General features: G+C 35.1%; 17 protein-coding genes. 16 read left to right on the forward strand and 1 reads right to left on the reverse strand.

Annotation, left to right across the window (positions count from 1 at the left end; translation table 11 throughout):
- The first annotated feature begins 162 nt into the window (after window positions 1–162).
- From IV57_RS04235 to IV57_RS04310, 16 genes are all read left to right on the forward strand, one after another.
- Window positions 163–981: a serine hydrolase gene (locus IV57_RS04235; protein WP_236704312.1), complete on the forward strand. Its 819-nt coding sequence runs from the start codon at window positions 163–165 to the stop codon at window positions 979–981.
- 158 nt (window positions 982–1,139) lie between these two features.
- Window positions 1,140–1,832 carry a zinc ribbon domain-containing protein gene (locus IV57_RS04240; protein WP_057880260.1) on the forward strand — a complete coding sequence of 231 codons (693 nt, stop codon included), beginning with the start codon at window positions 1,140–1,142 and terminating at the stop codon, window positions 1,830–1,832.
- Between the two features lie 76 nt (window positions 1,833–1,908).
- On the forward strand, window positions 1,909–2,217 hold the full coding sequence (locus tag IV57_RS04245) for an Lreu_0056 family protein (RefSeq protein ID WP_057880261.1): 309 nt from the start codon (window positions 1,909–1,911) through the stop codon (window positions 2,215–2,217).
- 190 nt (window positions 2,218–2,407) lie between these two features.
- Window positions 2,408–3,322: a GntR family transcriptional regulator YhfZ gene (gene yhfZ / locus IV57_RS04250; RefSeq protein WP_057880262.1), complete on the forward strand. Its 915-nt coding sequence runs from the start codon at window positions 2,408–2,410 to the stop codon at window positions 3,320–3,322.
- Window positions 3,323–3,335: 13 nt separating this feature from the next.
- Window positions 3,336–3,695, forward strand: a complete 360-nt coding sequence (locus IV57_RS04255; protein WP_057880263.1) for a PRD domain-containing protein — start codon at window positions 3,336–3,338, stop codon at window positions 3,693–3,695.
- Window positions 3,688–4,053, forward strand: coding sequence for a DUF2620 domain-containing protein (locus IV57_RS04260; RefSeq protein ID WP_057880264.1), 366 nt, complete (start codon window positions 3,688–3,690; stop codon window positions 4,051–4,053). Before IV57_RS04255 ends, IV57_RS04260 begins: the two co-directional genes overlap by 8 nt.
- A 72-nt stretch (window positions 4,054–4,125) precedes the next feature.
- Window positions 4,126–5,418, forward strand: a complete 1,293-nt coding sequence (locus IV57_RS04265; protein ID WP_057880265.1) for a YhfT family protein — start codon at window positions 4,126–4,128, stop codon at window positions 5,416–5,418.
- A gap of 24 nt (window positions 5,419–5,442) precedes the next feature.
- Entirely contained in the window at window positions 5,443–6,327 is an 885-nt protein-coding gene (locus IV57_RS04270) for a phosphotriesterase family protein (RefSeq protein ID WP_057880266.1), read from the forward strand.
- Window positions 6,320–7,417: an aminotransferase class I/II-fold pyridoxal phosphate-dependent enzyme gene (locus tag IV57_RS04275; protein WP_057880267.1), complete on the forward strand. Its 1,098-nt coding sequence runs from the start codon at window positions 6,320–6,322 to the stop codon at window positions 7,415–7,417. Before IV57_RS04270 ends, IV57_RS04275 begins: the two co-directional genes overlap by 8 nt.
- Window positions 7,417–8,583 (forward strand): YhfX family PLP-dependent enzyme, encoded by a 1,167-nt coding sequence (locus IV57_RS04280; RefSeq protein ID WP_057880268.1) that lies wholly within the window; start codon window positions 7,417–7,419, stop codon window positions 8,581–8,583. Before IV57_RS04275 ends, IV57_RS04280 begins: the two co-directional genes overlap by 1 nt.
- 1 nt (window position 8,584) lies before the next feature.
- Window positions 8,585–9,814 carry a phosphopentomutase gene (locus IV57_RS04285; protein ID WP_057880269.1) on the forward strand — a complete coding sequence of 410 codons (1,230 nt, stop codon included), beginning with the start codon at window positions 8,585–8,587 and terminating at the stop codon, window positions 9,812–9,814.
- A 119-nt stretch (window positions 9,815–9,933) separates the two neighbouring features.
- Window positions 9,934–10,473 (forward strand): dihydrofolate reductase family protein, encoded by a 540-nt coding sequence (locus IV57_RS04290; RefSeq protein WP_057880270.1) that lies wholly within the window; start codon window positions 9,934–9,936, stop codon window positions 10,471–10,473.
- A 407-nt stretch (window positions 10,474–10,880) separates the two neighbouring features.
- Complete coding sequence (locus IV57_RS04295; protein WP_057880271.1) at window positions 10,881–11,255, forward strand: hypothetical protein; 375 nt, start codon at window positions 10,881–10,883, stop codon at window positions 11,253–11,255.
- A 190-nt stretch (window positions 11,256–11,445) separates the two neighbouring features.
- Window positions 11,446–13,044 carry an SLAP domain-containing protein gene (locus tag IV57_RS04300; protein ID WP_057880272.1) on the forward strand — a complete coding sequence of 533 codons (1,599 nt, stop codon included), beginning with the start codon at window positions 11,446–11,448 and terminating at the stop codon, window positions 13,042–13,044.
- A 315-nt stretch (window positions 13,045–13,359) separates the two neighbouring features.
- On the forward strand, window positions 13,360–15,543 hold the full coding sequence (locus IV57_RS04305) for a hypothetical protein (protein WP_057880273.1): 2,184 nt from the start codon (window positions 13,360–13,362) through the stop codon (window positions 15,541–15,543).
- Window positions 15,544–15,736: 193 nt separating this feature from the next.
- Window positions 15,737–18,277: a hypothetical protein gene (locus IV57_RS04310; RefSeq protein WP_057880274.1), complete on the forward strand. Its 2,541-nt coding sequence runs from the start codon at window positions 15,737–15,739 to the stop codon at window positions 18,275–18,277.
- 242 nt (window positions 18,278–18,519) lie between these two features.
- Here the strand turns inward: IV57_RS04310 and IV57_RS04315 are convergent, their stop codons facing one another.
- On the reverse strand, window positions 18,520–21,267 hold the full coding sequence (locus IV57_RS04315; protein ID WP_057880275.1) for a cation-translocating P-type ATPase: 2,748 nt from the start codon (window positions 21,265–21,267) through the stop codon (window positions 18,520–18,522).
- Between the last annotated feature and the right edge of the window lie 73 nt (window positions 21,268–21,340).

Consider the following 21,340-nt stretch of genomic DNA (forward strand, 5'->3'; position numbering starts at 1 on the left):
AATAAAACCACTAAAACAACTATGAATAATTATATGAAATGGGGTAATCACATAAGAGTTAGAAGAAGACGAATTAAAAAGTTTTTCCGAATCTTTTTAATAACTATAATGTTGTTGGTTGGTCTGGCTTATTATTTCAATTATTCTTCGGCATCAACTATTGTGGAAGATATCAGGGCTAATCGGACTGCCAAGCAGAAACAAGCGATTATCCAAACCAATCTAACTAACTATTTAAAGACGGTCACAAAAGATGGTACGGCGAGTGTCAGCTTTTACAATTTGGGTGGTAACAGTAAATCAAGTGATGTTGATACGAAACTTTATCAAGAGGGTAGTCTGGAAACTGAATCCAACGCTTCGGATGTTCGAATCGCTGCCAGCACTTACAAATTATATTTGGCCGCATATCTGATGAATCAGAAGTCGAATGGTGATTTTGATTGGACGGAAGAAAATATTGATGGGTTTTCCAGAATGATCATTAACAGTGAAAATGATTTTTCGGAGAATCAAATCGATAAATATGGTGCTGACAAATTGAGTGCTTTCAACAAAGAGCAAGGTTGGTATCCAGAAGTTTTCCAATCAGGACAGTCAGCACATACGACGAGTCATAGTCTACAGTTGTTGTTGCAAGATCTTGAATCAGGAACGGGTGCTTTTAAAAACTCAGACGATCAAACGAAGATTCTGGATATGATGAGTAAACAAATTTATCGAAATGGAATTCCTACGGGTGCCGCTGAGGCTAATCCAGGGACAACGGTTCAGGATAAAGTCGGTTTCCTTGATGATACAAATAATGATGCTGCAATTGTGACGTTACCAAATGGTCAAAAGTATATTCTTGTCATCATGACTAATGGACATAATCAAAGTAATCTTAGTGGTTTCCCTAGAATTGCCGAAATTACGAAGAATATTCAAAAAATTGTTTATGGTTCTGATGCCGGTACCAAAGTAAATAATTATTCATAACAAAAAGCTCTGTCAGAGATGGCAGGGCTTTTTGTATACAGCAAATTGTAATCTTGTATCAAATAATAATTATTTATAAAAAGAATTTTTCCTGAAACTTGCAATTAGACTTTCATATTAATATAATTATAAAGAGAAATTTTAGGGGGATTTATTTTATGGTACAGTCTGTTGCATCCGCAAGCGATGATGATCTATTTTCAGTTAGTTTACTTGCATTTTGGGTAAAGGGGAGTATTACGCTGGATGATTCATTTTTGCATGTAAATATGCCAAATACCGTGTTATTTGGTCTTTTACCTGCTGGTAAGAACAAGGATTCTTCACCATTATCAGGTATTACAAATGTTTATACTTCAAAATCATATAAGCTCGGTTCAATTATTTGGGGCGCATTGATCATTCTTTTAGGAATCTTTTTGTTAAGCCATTCAATTTTTGGTGCTTTAGTTGCCATTTTAGTTGGGGCTGCAATCCTAGGTAGTGGTATTCAAACTTCATTTACTTACGAACGTTCAGGAATTACTAAAATCATTGAGTTTCCATTCTTTGAAGCTAGTCGTGTTGATGAATTAGAAAACAAAGTTACTAGCAAGTTAGCTCAATATCAAGATGATCGTAATTTCAGAAAACAATCTGAGATTTCCAGAACTCAATCAGTTAACAATACTGCTAGTGTCGTTAGTGCTATCAATAACAACAATACTGATGCTCCAGTAGCACCAGCAGCTTCAACTACTGATGCGGATACAGATTCAGATGCACAAGATTTCATGTTTTGTTCTCACTGTGGTGCAAAATTGAAGAGTGAATCTCAATTCTGTAATAAATGTGGTACTCAACTTGGTTAATCCTAGAGAAATCCTATCTTAATTGATTGGATTTTTTTATTTGAATAAAATTATGAAAATACAAAGGCTAATAATTATGAAAATGAGAAAATTACACTTGGCTATTATCATGGTCATGGGTACGTTGGTTCTTGCTGGATGTAGCAATCAGAACAAAACAAACAATGCGGCTAATCAGAAAACACCTGTCAGCTCAGTAAGTCACAAAAAAAATAATAATAGTAAACAATCATCAACTATCAAATCAGCTGCGAATGCAGCATCAATAGAACATACTGTTAGTTTGTCAGACTTGGAAGCTAAATATTATTCAACTACTGATCAAAAACAAACAGTTCAACAAGTAGCGGGACAAATGCCGGATATTGAAGAACAAGATGATTAGAAAGTAATGGGGAATCGTGCAAATTTTTGTACGATTCTTTTTTGTATGTTGTAATAGATATAACTAAATAATAATTGAAAATGATATATCGGTTTTAAAATATAGATTGACATTAATTATGCAAGGGCTTACACTGATGTCGTTGAAGGCAATATATTAAAAACTGTATATTGGGGAAGAGATGTAATCGATGAAAGAAACACAATATCAAAAAAAAGGTATTGCTTTGATATACCTAGCTAAGAAATTTTTCACATTAGGTATTGGGGATAAAATTCCCACGGTTGATGAACTATGTTCTGATACTAATACTTCAAGGGGAACAATGCAGAGTGCGTTAGAAACCTTGAAAAATGATCAGGCAATTAGAACTTTGTCTAAAGGCCATATGGGTACCTATCTAGTGGATCAGAATCAAGATAAGTTGCTTAATTATTTAGACGATAGGAATATTGTTTGTGCCATGCCATTACCATATACAAAATATTACGAGGGTTTGAGTACAGGGTTCTATAAATCATTTGAAGATAGGAAATTGAATTTAAATTTAGCTTATGTTAATGGATCGGTCAATCGATTGAATGGTCTCAAAAGTAATCGTTATGATTTTATTGTTACTTCAGGACTAACGGCTGATTATTTGATTAAAAATAACGATGTTGATTTAATTTCACTCTTTCCTCAAGAAACTTATGTTTCAGAGCATGTGATTGTGCATAAGAAAAATAAGAATAATTTCATTTACGATGGTATGAGTATTGGGGTTGATTCTAATTCAATTGATTACAAAATTTTAACACAAGAGATTGTTAAGAATCACAACGTTAAGCTGATTGAGACTCCATATAATCAAATCGTTCAAAGGATTGAAAATGGTAGCATCGATGCTGCCATTTGGAACCGGGATGAAGTGGAAGAAAAGAATTATCCAGTATCATACGATTCAATAGATAGTGAGCTGGTAAATAAATCATCATGTGCAGCTTTACTTTGCAAAAAGGGTAATTCATTTATTAAAGAGATCGTTCAAAGATATGCGGATGCAAGTAAAATTACAGCAGTTCAAAAGGCAGTTATATCGGGTGAGATTTTACCTGAATATTAGGGAGATGAAATCTATGAAAGAAACTACTGAGAAAAAATTAAATGTTTTAATGCGGGTGGGGAAGCTAGATCAAGATTCATTTGATTTTTTAACAGATGTGGATGAGTATTTTGATACAAATTATTACAGCAATGATAATGAAATGCTGCTGATTCATTTGTCGGTGGCGATAAATAGAATGTTTGAAAAAGAATCAGTTGATAAAATGCCAGATGAGTTATGGAAACAAATTAGTGATAAACCAGAGTATAAAGTTGCCAAGTCCGTCTGGAATGACTTAAAATCAAAAGCACCAGTTGATTTTACAGAAGAAGAAACAAAATACATCTTGTTACATATCTTGAACATATTAAGGAGGAATAATGATGATTAAAATTGTAATAGGCGGTCAAATGGGAAAAGATGAAATTAAAAAATCTTTGATTAAACTAATTGGTGATCGTGATGTCGAAATAACTGTTAAAAACGACTTGGATGCAGCGATGGCAATTCAAAACGGGGAATCAGATTATTATATCGGAGCTTGTGAGACTGGTGCTGGTGGTGCATTAGCAATGGCAACTGCATTACTAGGATCGGATAAAACCGTTACAGTAGCTTCTCCATCAAAAGTATTATCAGAGGAAGAAGTTGCTGATGAAATTAACAATAAGGGGAAAATTGCATTTGGATTTACGATTAATACCAAGGATACGGTGCTACCGATCTTAGTTAAGTATCTAGTGAAATGATTTAAAGAGTTTTACTTATCTTTCAATATACATTATACAGTATATTGAAAACAAATAAAGGATGGTATAAAAATGAACGTTACTACGTTGATTAACTATTTATTAATTGCCGCCGTTGGTGGTGTGGGTTCAATTTTAGCTAACCGTGGTATTGCTGTTTTCAATGATGGGCTAAGACCTATCATGCCGGAATATCTAGAAGGAAAGATCACTAGAAAAGAATTAGCAGCTACCAGTTTTGCGGTCAGTTTTGGATTAATTATTGGTTTTGGTATTCCAGTTTCGTTGGGGTCAACTATTCTAGTTGCTCATAGTATTTTACTATCAGCCGATGTTATTGGTACATGGACTCCTGATACTAAATGGGGTACTGCTTTAGCTGGTATTATCGGTGCTATCTATGGGGCAGGGTTATTATTTGGACTTTCATCAATTGTCGCATTATTCAAGATGCTACCATTTAATTTCTTACCAGCACTTTCATTAATGAGTGGTCCAATTCTATTGGCTTTCTGTGCTTTTCCAGCTCTTGCCGTTGCAAGTCAACACAGTCCTAAAAAAGGATTCATTACATTTGGTTTAACTTTCTTAGCTTACTTATTAGCAACTAAATTCGGTACGTTCAAAGTTAATGGTTACACGATCACATTAAATGCTATTGGTATGTCATTATTGGTCGCTATGATCTGCATGATTTACTTTGCTGCACAAATTAAAGGTGACGGTAATTCTAATGCTAGTTTAGTCAACGTTTTCTCAAAACGTGTTGGTCGCATCAAGGGTAATTGGATTTGGCTTTCAATCATGGGTGGTTTAATTACATCTGCCTCAAGTATGTTGATTCTTGCAGTTGATATTCTTCCTCAACAATTATTAGTTAAGAATCAAGTTATGGAAGCTGCTATTGCGACCTTTGCTCGTGCTATTGGATTTATCCCGTTGGTATTTTCAACTGCCATTGTAACTGGTGTTTACGGTATGGCCGGAACAACAATTATCTTCGCAATTGGTTTGTTATTAAAAGGGCAACCAATTGTGGCTTTCTTAGCAGGTTTTGTTTGGATGTGGATTGAGGTTCAACTTCTTGCTGCTACTGCCAAAGGTTTGGATAAATTCCCTGGTTTAAGAGACATGGGTGAACATATCAGAACCTCACTTCAAGATACGATTGCTATAGCTTTATTGATTGGTAGTGCGATTGCTTGTAATAAAATGGCGGCAAACATTGGATTCTTCTGGGTTATCGGTTTTTGGCTCTTAAACAAGAAATCCAAGAAGCCACTAGTAGATATGGCTGTTGGACCAATTGCTACAATTGCATTCGGAATTCTGTTGAATATCTTAAGAGTAATCATGATTTTTTAATATAAATGGAAAGAGGAAATTCATATGTTAGTACCAGGTATGGTTTATTCACACGAACATATTCCAATTGATTTGTCAGAAGTTAAACATAATGAAGATTGTCACTTAGATTCACAAGATTTAGTTATTAACGAATTTAAGGATTTATACGCAAAAGGTGTTAGAAATGTTATTGATATGACTAATAGAGGTATGGGAAGAGATATTCCTTATGCTCAAAAAGTTGCAGAGGAGTCAGGAATTAATATTGTACAGTCAACTGGATTCTATCAGGATGCTTTTCTTCCTATCGAAGTGTTTAGATTGTCAGTTAATCAATTGGCTGAGGGAATGATTAATGATATTGAAGTTGGAATCAAGGGAACCAATGTTAAAGCTGGAGTGATTGGAGAAATAGCTACAACCCAGGGTAAATGGACTGTTGGTGAAGGTAAGGTTTTTGATGCTGCTGTTATCGCGTCTAAAGAGACTGGTTGTCCAATTAGTACGCATACTTCAATTGGAACTTTGGGACATGAACAAGTTCACTATTTCCAAAGAAACCATGCCAATTTGAGCAAAATTGTCATTGGGCACGTTGATCTATCGGCAAAGTCCGATTATGTGATCGATATGTTAAAAACAGGAATCAACGTGGAATTTGACACAATTGGTAAGAATAACTATTTAGCTGATGCAATAAGAGTTCAGATGCTCAAAGACATTGAAACAGCTGGTTATACAGACCAAGTTGTTATGTCGATGGATATAACTCGTAAATCTCATCTAAAAGAAAACGGTGGAAATGGATATGCATATCTATTGGATAATTTCGTACCACAATTGAAAAATGGTGGTGTGTCAGAAGAATTTATCAATAAAATGTTGATTGACAATCCTCAAAGAATCTATGGTGATTTCAATGCCTAAATTTAAAACTTACCCTTTAGAAAGCATTTCACCTGAAGAAGCACTGAAAAAGCAATTTAAATTAGTGGATACGATGACACGTCATTTCATGGGTGATGAGTTATTAAGTAGAGGGGATTTAGGAGTAGTTCCAGGCCTGAATCAACCTAGATACACCAAAAAGGTAGAGGAAGTTTTAGCAGATTATTTTGGTGTAAAGGCAGCAATGCTAGTTCGTGGATCAGGAACTGCAGCTATTAGATTGGCACTACATTCAACTTTGAAACCTGGTGATACCGTGCTGGTTCACAAGGCACCAATTTACCCAACGACAAAAGTTTCAATCGATAGTATGGGTATCAAGACCAATGCCATTGATTATAACGATATTGAAAATCAAGAATTGCCTAATGATATTTCAGCCATATTAATTCAATACACACGTCAACAGCCAGAAGATTCTTATTCTATGGAAAAGGTTATTTCATTTTTAAAAGTAAATTATCCAAAAATCCCAATAATTACGGATGATAATTATGCCGTAATGAAGGTTAGACAAATTGGAGTTGAATTAGGTGCAAATTTAAGTTGTTTCTCAACTTTTAAATTATTAGGTCCAGAAGGAATTGGTTGCATTGTTGGTAATAAAAGGGAAATAGACCAACTAAGAAAAGAAAATTATTCGGGTGGTTCACAAGTTCAAGGACATGAGGCTTTAGATGTTTTACGTGGTTTGACTTATGCGCCGGTAGCTTTAGCTAATCAAGCCTTGGTCGTTAATGAATTAGTTAAAAGATTAAATAATAAAGAAATTCCAGAAGTCTCTTATGCATATGTAGCAAATGCTCAATCGAAGGTTTTACTTATTGAATTTGAAAACCCCATTGCTCAAGAAATTTTGAAGTATACAAATTCCTTAGGAGCAGCTCCCAATCCAGTTGGAGCCGAATCTAAATATGAAATTGTTCCAATGTTTTATCGAGTGTCAGGAACTTTCAAAGAGTATGACCCTGAACTACTTAAAACTACTATTCGAATTAATCCCTACAGATGTGGAGCTGATACGATTATTCGCATCCTAAAGGATAGTATCAGTAAGGTGGTGGAATAATGTTTTTAAAACAACTTGAAAAGCTAAATCCAGAATTAATTGATTATGCTTTTGAATTACATCGGACAGAAAAAATTTTGCCAGATACATATGTAATTGATCTTGATATGATTCATACAAATACAGAAAAAATCGTTGCTGAAGCAAAAAAGGATAATATTGAATTATTTTACATGACCAAACAATTAGGTAGAAATCCGATTGTGGCTAAAGAAATAGAATCTGCCGGAATTGAAAAAGCCGTCGTAGTTGATTATCGTGAAGCTGAAGTTTTTATGGAAAATGATTTGAAATTAGGTAATGTGGGACATTTGGTTCAACCACCTAAGTCATTATTGAAAAAGATTATTAATTATGGAACAGAATATTTTACGATGTTTTCACTTGAAAATACGATTGATCTAAACAACGCTGCTAAAGCAGTTAGTAAAATTCAAAAGGTCATTCTGAAGATTCAGGATACGAAAGATGATATTTATCCAGGTCAAGTTGGTGGATTTACTTTGAAAGAGTTAGATGATCAATTAGATAAACTAAGACAATTATCAAATATCGAAGTAGTTGGATTAACGACTTTCCCTGCAGTTCTATTTGATGAAAAAACTTGTAGTTATAAATCCACTTCCAATATGGACACAGTTAAAAGAGCAAAAGAGTTATTTACCGAACATCAGGTTGATTGTTCAGTTGTAAGCTTGCCCTCAGCAACTGCAACCAAATCATTATCATTGATTAAAAAATTAGGCGGTACGGAAGGTGAACCAGGACATGCTTTGACAGGAACAACACCAATGCACGCAGTTAAGGAATTACCCGAGAAACCTGCTTATTGCTATGTGAGTGAAATTTCACATAGCTACGGAGATCATAGTTTTATTTTTGGCGGTGGTTATTATCGCCGAGGACATTTAAAGAATGCTGTTATCAAAGATAGAAATAAATTTGAACATGCTGAAGTTTTACCATTAGATAATTCCAGCATTGATTATTATTTGGAACTAAATAAGAAATTTAAATCTGGATTGCCAGTAATCATGTCATCCAGAACTCAAATGTTTGTAACAAGAAGCACCATTGCACTAGTCAGAGGACTACATACAGGAAAACCTGAATTAGTTGGTTTGTATGACAGCCAAGGTAGAGAAATGTCGAAAGGAGTTAGATAAGATGGGTAAATTTGGAGTAATTGTTTTAGATAGTTTTGGTGTTGGAGCAATGGATGATGTTCCTAAGGTACGTCCAGATGATGTAGGGGCTAATACTGCTTTAAATATCATTAAAGCGGTTCCACAAATAAAAATACCAAATTTAATTAAATTGGGATTGATGAATGCAATTGGTAAAGAACGTGGAGATAATAAATTTTCTACAACAGCTAATTGGGGTACATCTAATTTGATGCATCATGGAGCTGATTCTTATCTAGCCCATCAAGAAATTATGGGTACAAAACCTAAAATGCCTTTGTTACAACCATTTAATGAAGTGATCGATATAGTCGAAGCTCAGATTAAAAAAGATGGTTTTGATGTTAAAAGATATGGTGATGCTGGTTATCAATTGTTGCTAGTAAATGATTGTGCAACGGTTGGGGATAACCTTGAAGCCGATCCCGGCCAAGTTTATAACGTTACGGCTGCTTTGGATGAAATGTCGTTTGATGAAATCACTAGATTGGGTGAATCAGTTAGAACCGTTGTTAAGGTATCACGTGTCATTGCTTTTGGTGGTCGAGATGTCACTTTGAAGGATATTCTTAATGCACGTAAAATTGAACATGAAACATACGTCGGGGTATCAGCACCAGAGTCCGGAGTTTATAACAAAGATTATCATGTTATTCATTTAGGCTATGGAATCAATCCAGCCGTCCAGTTACCATCTATTTTGCACAAAGCCGGAATTGATGTTGCTTTAGTTGGAAAAACTTCAGATATTATTAATGTTGATACGAAACGAAGATTCCCTGGAGTTGATACTAATTATTTGTTTGATAAATTCATTGAACAATCTAAGGATATGAAAAATGGATTACTATTTATGAACATTCAAGAAACAGATTTAGCAGGTCATGCTGAAGATCCAGTAAGTTATGCAGATGTACTTGAAAAGGCTGATAAAAAATTGAATGAAGTATTACCACTCTATACAGGTGATGATATTTTAATTATTATGGCTGATCATGGTGATGATCCAACAATTGGATTTTCACTTCACACACGTGAACGGACACCATTACTAATCTATAAAGCAGGTACTCATAATAAATATGTTGGTGACCGATCAACATTATCAGATGTTGGTGCCACTGGTTCAGATTACTTTGGTGTTGAAGCACCTGAAAACGGAAAGAGTTTCCTGCATCGAATTATTGATGGAACAGATATTGCTGATTAATAAAAAAATGAGAAGTCAATTTGTCTTCTCATTTTTTTATTTGGAATGCTTAATTCTTATCCTTTTTTACTGGAAAAATTATATAATTATGCCAACAAAAGTAATTGGAGGATAGAAACATGACACGAAAAGTTATCCTATTTATTGCTGAAACTCTTGATGGTTATATTGCTGAGGCAGATGGTAATATTGATTTTTTGATTGATAATGATTTTACAAGTGGTGAAACTAAAGATCGAGAATATGATAAGCTGGCCAAGCGGATCGATACGGTGGTTATGGGGCGTAAAACTTATGACCAAGTGGCTAATGAATTAGCACCAAATAATTATCCGTACACTGATTTTGAAAATTATGTTTTAACCAGACATTCAGGTGACGATATTGCTAATATTCATTTTGTTAATGGGGATGTCGTGGATTTAATCAGAGGCTTGAAGAAGGAGTCATCCAAGAAGGATATCTGGATCATTGGTGGCAGCAGTGTGATTGCACCATTAGTTAACAGTGATTTGATCGATGAATATCAGATTGGAATTATCCCAATTGTTTTGGGCAGTGGGATTCCATTGTTCTCGGATAAGACTAAATTTAAAGAATTTAATTTAGAATCAGTTAAAAAGGTTAATGGAATTGCTTATTTGAATTATCTTAAATAATATTCAAATGTAGTTACTAACGTTTAAATAAGAAACATTTGAATAAATAATGGTAAAAAGAAAGACATATTGAAATTAATTAATATGTCTTTCTTTTTATGTGATAAATATAATCAATATTTTTGTATAAACTTAGGAATTTTTGATTAATTAAGCATTTATAAAGTGATAAAATAAAACCCTATGGTAATTTTTGATGAAGTAAAATTGACAGTTCGAATTTAATAGAAATCAATTGTTGAGTATAAAAATTGTTCCTTTAAAAATGTAATTATGGGTTGATACAATGGGGTGCAACATGAATTGTATAATTATTCAATATTTGTATATAAAGTTATTTCAAATTAATTAAAATCAATTTTACAAAGTGATAAAGTTTAAGTATTAGATACTCGAGAGGGGTAATTATGAGTAAAAATATTAAATATATAGGTGGCGCAGTTGCATTAACGCTTCTGGCTACTGCTCCAGTGGTTGCTCCTATTATTGGGTCAATTAGTACCTCTACTGTTGTCAAGGCTGATAATAATGGTGAGAATGAGGGATTAACAGCTGAACAAATGGTACAAGCATTTAGAAATCAGTTTGCTGATCGCTATATTGCTAGTCCTAATAGTTTGATAACAGTTTTGAATGATATGTCTACATATTCTGATAATGGATGGGATTATTTTAGTGCACCTGATAAACATCATCTACATGATATGCAACGAGATATAGGTAATCATTTGAACCAGGTTGGTGGACTTTATGCCTTAAAGTATCCAGGGGAAACAACTTAGTCGTGATTATTTTTACGATGGAAAAACAGGACAATATTATTACTATGATATTTGGGGATATATAACAGTATCTGATAAAGATCATCCAGATATTAAAAACTCTGATGGGACTTATACATCAGGGATAACTCTTTCAAATGCAGATCATTTGAAAGAGTTTGCTGGAAAGATAAATGATGGAACCTATACTATGCCACTTAAAGTATCTTTTCATTTAGTAACAGGGACCGGTAATGATGATGCAACCGTAACGCCACCATCCTTAGACAGTGTCACACCAGATTTACGAGATTTCTCATTTCATTTCTATTTAAGTAAAATCAATATTAATAAAAATAACGTTAATGTTGCTACAGGTTCTAATTTCTCAAGATTAACAGATGCAACTAATGATTCAAAGAATGGTCTTTCAGTTACAGATAATTATTCAAATGAAAATAATAATAAATCTGCAATTGCTAGAGAACCGATTTATGGTGAAAGTTTGTATAAAGAATCTTCACTGCAAAAGGCTTTTAGTGATGCTAGTGCTGCTGATTTTGATCCTAAATCAACTAATGGTGATGCAACTGATGTTATAGGCAATGGTAAAATTGTCAAAGCAGGAACCTATTATCAAGCGGTAACATATAAAATGGATGATGGGGAAGATACGGCCATTCAAAATATTGTGGGTGTAAAAAAGGATGATTTGACCCATGGTTATTTGGATCCTTATGAAACATTTATAAACGGTGATGATGATGCAAATAAGGTAGCTATGTATAAAGATACCGACACTACTCCAAATGCAAATACTCAGTATGTTTTAAATCGTAATCCAGGGCTTGGAACGATTACCGTATTTCGTAAGATTAATGTACCCGGAAAAATCACTGACAGTTTAAATACCCCATCGGTAACAGTTGGAACCACAACTAAAGATTCAGCATTAAATAAAACTGATGGAATAAGTTTGATTGATCAAGATAAAGATAATTTAATTGATGATCCAAGTAAAATTGTACTAGATGATACTTATTATGATTCAAGTACCGATCCAAAAACTATTTTAGATGGAACTGCTACACCATCTATTAGCCCAGATGGTAAATTTACCAAAGCAGGTCAATACTATCGTAAAGTCACTATTCCTTTGAAATCAGGAATTTCAGGAAATGATTATAAATTTAATGGTGATTATCAGTTGAGTACTGACGGAGCATCAGTTACATTTTTACAAAAAGTAATTGTACAACCTAAAGCAAATTCAGGTTCTGGCTCACACTCTGGTTCCAATTCTGGATCAGGCTCAAACAACAATAATAATGGTCACAATTGGACAACTGAAGATATAAAAGGCATAGTAACAACTAAGAAAGATCAACCATATTATTCATTGAATAATACTGAAGATAAAACAGTTTCTGATCGTGCTTTAGCTGAAAATACAGCTTGGTTGACTGATCGCTCAAGAACTGATCAAAATGGTAACAAGCAATATCGCGTTTCAACTAGCGAATGGATTGATGCTAAGTATGTTAATTTTAACGAAATGCCAGATTCCTTATCTGATGTTCAATCTTCCATTGGGATTCTTTATGCCGATAAAACTAAGGAATATTATCGTCTTTATAATAAAGATGACCAATTAGTTCCTGACCGTGCGTTGGGTAAAGGTACGTATTGGAAAGTTGATCAAACAGCCCATGATGCTGATGGCAAAGAATATTACCGTGTTTCAACTAACGAATGGGTTAAACAAGTGGATGGTATTCATTATCCAGTTTCACTTGGTGAGGTTGAATAACAATTTAAAATTTTAAAGGACTGTATATAAATTTATATGGTTCTTTTTTTATGTGATAAGCGATTTAAAATATGACAATTATCATTATACCAATATAAATGTAATTAAATAAATGATTACAAAGTGTTAACATTTAACGTATTAGAGTATTTTTATCAGTAATTTAAATTAATTATGATGAAAATGTTTGTAAATGGTGATAGACCTTTTTGGTTTCTTTCGGATACAGACAAAAGTTTAAGACCGTTTTATCAAAAATATTTATAAAAGTTTAAATATATTTCATAAATACTTTTATTGAGAGAAGGATAATTTATGAGGAAATCAATTAAATACGCAGGAACAGTTGCTGTGGCGTTATTGGCGGTTGCACCAATAATACCTACCACATTTACAGCAATTGTTGTTAAGGCAGCAGATACTACTAAGTCAGATGAGGATACCGACGAGATTAATCAGGCAAAGACATTTCTGAGTCAATTTAATGGAAATATAGATGTTAAAGCGCATGCTGATGACATCCTACCTCATCTAGAGAGCTTACGAGATATGGATGAGCAAACAAATAACTTTCAGTACTTTGGTACGCCAAATCCGTTACAAGTTATGGATGATGTAATCGGAAATGAAGACATTGAATCATTAATGACTACAAAATTAGATCCTGATCAATTTTATAGTGTGAATACTAATGGTTTCCATTTCACGGCTAAATTTAATACCCTTGATGATGCTGATACAACAGCATATGGTGGTTCTATTGCAGATGAGAATCTCTTAAAAGACACTGCACAATTTGAAAGTGGAAATACAAGATCGATGCAATTAACTGCCCATATAACGCCTAGTGCAGATTCTACGGATGATCTTGTTACTCCTGTGAGTTTTGTGTTATACAAAACTGCTACTGAAGCAATCGTTCCAGATTTGACCGACTTAACAACCACTGATGCTGCTTCAAAGTTAAGTGATACATCGGGTTATTCATTATTAAAACAAACAACCCCTAGTTTTGATACTTCCTACTATAAAGGTGAAAAATTATCAACATCCGCTAATCCAGTAAATAATGGTAAATTAGTTGCGGGTACATATTACCAGAAAGTAACTTTCGCAGTCCCAAAAAGAAGCCTTGAAGTAATGTATCCCGAAAGTAAGGATACGACTGCTAGTCTTTATGCACCTACTGTTGTGACTGGTGAAGGTACTGGTGATGATGTTAAATCCACTGTTACCTTTGTCCGTAAAATAGTAATCAAAGCAAGTAATACGGCCACGTCTACTATCCCAACAATGACCGCAAAACCGGGTAGTTCAAGTACAAGTAAAGGCTTGGATACTAATGCTACTTTAACTGATAGTACTTCTACTGATTCAATAGCAGCCAGCTCTTCATTTGATAATACAAGGTATTATGATACAAGTCTTAATGCTCAAAGTATTCTTGACGATGATACGACTGCTACTACGGCTGGAGTCAGCGGTGATAAGTTTGTTAAACCAGGTTCATATTATCGTAAAGTTACCTTCAAATTGAATGATGGTGTTGATGGCAATGATTATGATTTTGGAACGACACCACACAAGGTTAGTACCGATGGTTCTGAAGTAACCTTTTTACAAACAGTTACAGTTGGCAATAATACTGTTGTTAGTCCGATTTCAACAACAGTACCATCTGTTAATGCTAATACAGCAACAACCGCTGATGCCTTGAATTTAAAAGCCACGTCTTTGGTTAATGGGCAAGGAGATTCAGTAGCTGATAGTGTTACTTTTGGTCCATTTACTGATAATAAAGATGGCAGTGGTACTCAATCAGATTCAATCGTGAATGGTAAATTTACTAAAGCTGGGATGTATTATCGTACCATTACTTACACCTTAAAAGATGGTGTTAAGGATACCAATGACTTTCCCGGTGGAACGGTCAACGGCAATACGGTCAGCTATGTTCAAGCAGTTAATGTAAAGAACATTCCTAACAAACCAAGTGGCTCTCATTCAAATTCAAGTACCGATACTGATACAGATAACAATCAGTGGTCATATCACAAAGAAAATGGTATTGTCACAACCAAGACCAATAAGAGTTTTTACATATTGGATAATGAAGCAGATGATGCAGTTGTAGATCGTGCTTTGGGTGCCAATACATCATGGAAAACTAATGGTTATCGAATTAACAAAGCTGGTGTTAAACAATACCGCGTTTCAACTGATGAGTGGATCAATGCCGACGATGTTAATTATGATCAACCAGCAGTGGCGACTGGTTTGACCGATATTCAAAGCATTAAGAAGATTGTTAATATCAATGGCGCTAGTCCTTTTTACTATCTTTATACTAAGGATGGTAAATTAGTGACTAATCGAGCATTATCTAAGGATTCATCATGGTTCACAGATTATCAGGCTCAAGACAATGCGGGGAATACTTACTATCGTGTTTCAACTGATGAATGGGTTAAACAAATCAACGGAGTTACATTATTCTGATATTAAATAAGTGCTATTGAATAAGCTTATGATAATAAAAAGCAATTAAGCTATAAATGGTCTAATTGCTTTTTTTGTTATAAAATAGAAATTATAGTTATAAAAAATTATTTTATGTATAAATATTTTGAAGAAAACATTAAAATGAATTTTGTTAAGAACCGAATCTGATTTATTTAAAGAGGGATTATCTATGAAAAAATCAATTAAATATGCGGGGACTATTGCGGCAGCATTATTGGCTGTTGCACCTGTAACGACAGTTATTTTTCCAACAACTGTCGCTATGGCTGATGAAACTGATGATATTTCACATATGAATGAAGATCAACAGGCCCAGCGTTTTATGAATCAGTTTGGTGATGTGACAGTTACTGGAGAAAATTCACCCACAGTCCTTGGAGTCTTAATTTCATTGAGAGACGATGATGGCATAGGCTTTCACTATTTTACGACGGATGTTAATAATGCCTCCAGTGTAGCCAATGCTCAGCATAGTGGTAGCCCTGATAATTATGATGATGAACAACGTCATTTAGGATTAATAGACTTGATGACAAATCCAGCGGCGAAGGAGCCAAGCGAAGATACATTTAATTTAATAGGAGATTATACATTTTATATAACGGCTCAATATAGCACTAATTCCGCCCCCGATGGATACAAGCCTGTTAGCACGAATACTGATCACACTTATTTAGAAAATATTTCAGAGGCTTTTGAGGATGGAAATAATAGATCAGTCCAATTAACTGTTCACGTGGGTCCGTTCGGTGAAGGAAATCTAAGTGAACATGGATTCAAGATTACAAAAAGCCCCACTGTAACCACCGTCCCTGATTTATCATTGACGACAAAGGATGATGTTTCATCATTAACTGATGGGACGACTAATGGTAAGTATAAACTTGGAGATATGCAGCCAATTGATCTACCTGGGAAAGCAGATGGTACCCCGGCTACTGGTACCCCGGTTACTCCAACGGTTACTTTTGGTGATAAGTATTATTTGAATAAAGCGTTGAGTGAAGAGGCAGAGCCAACAAACGAGGGCAAATTAATTGCGGGCACTTATTATCAGAAGGTATCTTTCAATGTCGATAGAAGGACACTTGAAGTATATTATCCTGAATTAGATGCCCAGTCTGAAACAGCAAAGCTTGCTAGCCCTACCGTTGATAATGGTGCGACTATGAAAACTCCGTCAACTGTTACATATGTACGTAAAATTACAATTACCGCTCCAAAGACAGCAGCAACGGCCACTATCAAACCAGAGACTGTTAATGATGGTAGTTCAGCTACGATTGCTTTAGATGATCAAACAACGTTAAAAGATGCTGATTCTAAGGATGTTGCTGGTAGTTTCTCAGCTGATAATGATAATTATTATGATGCTACAAGCGATAATGCCCAAGATATTTTGAGTGGTAATGGAACAGCTGATACAGACGCTGTGAAGGACGGTAAATTGGTCAAACCGGGTCAATATTATCGTAAAGTTACCTTTAAATTTAATAATGGTAGTGCTACTGATTATGACTTTGGTTCAACAACTCCACACAAGACTAATTCTGACGGTACAGTAACATTCTTACAAAAAATTGACGTTTCGAAGTTCGCTGTTGCCAATCCAGTGGCAAAGGCTTCAACAGCTAAGACTAATGATGCAACCAGTTCAGTTGATGTGACAGCCAATTCTTTGGTTAATAATAATAATCCAGCTGACGATCTTGCTAGTGATGTTTCATTCGGTGATTTCACGACAAATTCTGATGGAACCGCTGATGGCAAAACTGATTTTTCAGGTGGAAAATTCACTAAAGATGGCAAGTATTACCGAACGGTTACTTATACGCTAAAAGATGGCGTAGATACTGATAATAGTTTTGGTGATGCAACAGTTAAAGATGGTAAGGTAACTTATGTTCAAGAAGTAGATGTAACAAAGAAAGATAATTCTGGATCGGGTTCTAGTTCAGGCTCTAACTCAGGCTCTAACTCAGGTTCTAACTCAAGCTCTAATTCAGGTTCTAACAGTCACAATTGGACAATAACTTATCCAACTGAAACAGCCAAAACTAAGAGTAGTCAAGATAACTACGCAATCTATGATGATAATGATAAAATCATTGATGGCAAAACAATTCCTAAGACTACTGCGTTAAAGATTGATCGTGCTAGAACTGATTTAAACGGTAATGTTCAATATCATATTGCAGATAATGAATGGATCAATGCCAATGATGTTATTTTAAATGGAAATAATATCGATGGTGATTGGACTGTTGAAAAGATTGATCGAGTGGTTTTGACGAAACCATCTGCTAAATATTATTCTTTGTATAATGACCAGGATAAAATCAACGATGCTCAAGCACTGGCTAAGAGTACTGCTTGGAAAACTGATGAGGTCAGAACTGACAAAAATGGTAATAAACAATATCGTGTTTCAACTGATGGCTGGGTCAATGCGAAAGATGTAGTCTTTGGTGATGATGCAAGTTTCAATGGATTCATTGACGTTAATAATGCTGGTGGAATCGTAAAATGTGGTCATACGGCTTCTTATTATAAGTTATACGGTGATGATATGAAGCTTGTTGAGAGTCGTGCGCTTTCTTCTGATTCAGCTTGGAAAGTCGATTTTGTAGCACATGATGACCAGGGTAATACTTATTATCGTGTTTCAACTAGTGAATGGCTTAAACAAGGAACTGGGATTACTTATTAAAAATAATCGTAAGAAATAACCTTGCTTGAAAAGGAACCAGAATTTCGCGGCTGAGCCCCATTTCAAATTGTTATTTCGAACTAATGATTTATTGTTAAAACAGTATTTCAACTCAAAAAACATTATATTATGTATGACTCCACTGGGAATCATTCATTAATATAATGTTTTTTTTTACTAAAATTATTAAACACTATGTAGAAATAATCAATTTAGTAGGTTTAACTACCAATACAATTGGTTTACCAAATTTTGATATTAAAAATTTCTTTTAATCCTGATAGAAGTAACGTTGGTAAAGCTGGAATAATAATTACCAGTGGATAAATATATGTTGGTAATTGAGCGGTTCCCATAACGAGATTAAAGAAGGGGATAATTGTTACCAAAACCGAAGCGATTCCTGCGAATAAAACTGCCATTACTAATCGAGGATTCCCAAAAGGATTTCTTCTGAAAATAGTCCGTGAGCTGCGAGCATCAAAGACATGCCATAATTGTCCAAAAACTAGAGTCAAAAAGGCAACGGTCTGCGCTTCATTACGATTCATCCCTAAGTTGGCGGCCAAGATAAAAGCTATGTATACCATGGCTCCCATGATTGAGCCACGAATCAATACTCGCGACCAAGTGTGATTGGCAAGGATTGATTCATTAGGATCACGAGGTTTTTCTTTCATAATATCTGATTCAGCGACGTCATAACCAAGGGCAAATGAAGGTAATGCATCACTGACCATATTTACCCACAGAACCATTAAGGCTGTCAAAGTTGGTGTAGCAGCAGGAATATCGCCGACAGTTTGGTTGAAGAAGAATAGTCCCAATAACAGGGCCAAAACTTCAGCAACGTTGGTAGTTAATTCATGGCGCATGAAATTTTTGATATTGGCATAGATGGTCCGACCACTTTTAACGGAATTTTCAATTGTAGTGAATTTGTCATCTAAGAGAATTAAATCAGCCGAATCTTTAGTGACTTCGGTTCCATTGATTCCCATGGCAATTCCAATGTCAGCCACTCGTAATGCTGGTGCATCATTAACGCCATCACCAGTCATCGCTACGATTTGTCCGTGACGTTGCAACTGTTTGACAATACGTTGTTTGTGTTCCGGAGTTACTCGAGCGTAGACGTTCACACCGACAACAGCTTGAAAGAGTTGTTCATCAGTCATAGTTTCAATATCAATCCCTTTGATAACTCGGGCCGATTTTGATTTCACGATTCCCAAGTCATAAGCAATTGCACGGGCAGTTTTTTCATGGTCTCCAGTAATCATAACAACTTCAATATTGGCATCATTGAGTGTTTTAACGGAATATTTAACTTCTTCACGAGGAGGGTCGATGATACCAGCCACACCAGCGATGGTTAAATCAGTTTCTAATGCAGAAACATTACCAGTTTCTGCTGCAGCTTGCGTAATTTCTTTATAACCAACTGCTAATGTTCGTAAGGCTTGTTCGGCGTAATCACTAACAATTTGGTTAAAATTTTGCTTAGCTAGGTCGGAATTGTCAATTTGATCATTTACTAAGATACCACTGCTGTTACGTAATAAAACATCAGGTGCACCTTTGGTATAAAGCAGATAACCAGTGGCAGTTTTAACGATGACACTCATCATTTTACGACTACTAGTGAAAGGTAAAGTTCTGACAATTCTGTTTGTCTGTAGGAGTTCATCTTTGATCACATTAGCTTTTTGACCGAGAACGTTCAAAGCAACTTCAGTTGGGTTGCCAAAAGGTTTAAACTTGCCATCAACTTCTTTAACAGAGGCTTCATTACAGAGCACTGCCCCAGATAGAAAAATCGAAGGTTGAGGTGATAATTGACCAGTGATTTTACCAGTTGGAGTATAACCTAAACCGGCTACTTCATGAAAATTCCCATTTTCGTAGAATTTAGTTACAGTCATTTCGTTTTTGGTTAAGGTTCCAGTTTTATCAGAACAAATATAAGAAGTGCTACCCAATGTTTCGACACTGCTGAGGGATTTGATCAATCCCTTATTTTTCGCCATTTTCGCCGCGCCAATTGTTAAAACGATAGACAGAACAGCTGGCAGGGCATCAGGGATTGAGGCCACAGCTAGAGCGATTGAGGTTGATAGTACCGAGGTAATGGAATTAATACTGAATTCTCCAGCACGGATAATACCAATGACAAAAGTTAAAACAACGATTCCGGCTGAGAATTTCATCAAAATTTTAGTTAATTTGTTGATGGTAGTTTGTAATGGAGAATCTTTCACATCAACTGATTGAATCAGACGAGCAATATTGCCTAATTCAGTATTTTCACCCGTGGCAACCACTAGTCCAATTCCCTGGCCATTAGAAACTGTTGAGCCAGAGAAACCCATGTTGGCCTGATCACCAATTTCAACTGTCCCTTGAAGAGCTTCAGTATTCTTAGGGATAGCATCAGGTTCACCAGTTAAATGTGATTCGATAACTTGTAATTCATCAGTTTCGATCCAACGAACGTCGGTTTCGACAAAATCGCCCATCATAACTTTAAGAATATCGCCGACTACTAATTCGACTGTAGGAATTTTTTGCCAATCGCCATCCCGCAAGACCTGGGAGTAGCGATTATTCATTTCTTTCAAAGCATTGAGACTTTTACGGGCACTGATTTCCTGCCAGAATCCTAAAATAGCGTTGATAAAAATTAGAATTAAAATAGCGATAGCTTCATAAAGGCTCTCTTGACCATGTTTTGGATTACCTTGAACTTGGAAAGCATAGAAAGAACTTAAGAATGATAATAAAACTGCACCCAGTAAAACAAGTACGATCGGTTCTTTAAAACTTTTAAGAAAAACTTTCCAATAAGGATCAGCCTTCTTTTCAGACAACTTATTTTCTCCGTATTGTTCACGTGCTTGTTGAACCTGACTGGATGATAAACCAGTTTTTTGGTCAACTGAAAATTGTTTCAGTATTACGTCTTTAGTTTGTTGATAGAATTTAGCCATATAATCATTCCCTTCGATTTTGGCGAGAAAAAAAGCGCGAACAACAAGAAATCTTCCTTACCCTCGGAAGTGG

The organism is Companilactobacillus kimchiensis, from assembly GCF_001438805.1.
Taxonomy (GTDB): Bacteria; Bacillota; Bacilli; order Lactobacillales; family Lactobacillaceae; genus Companilactobacillus; species Companilactobacillus kimchiensis.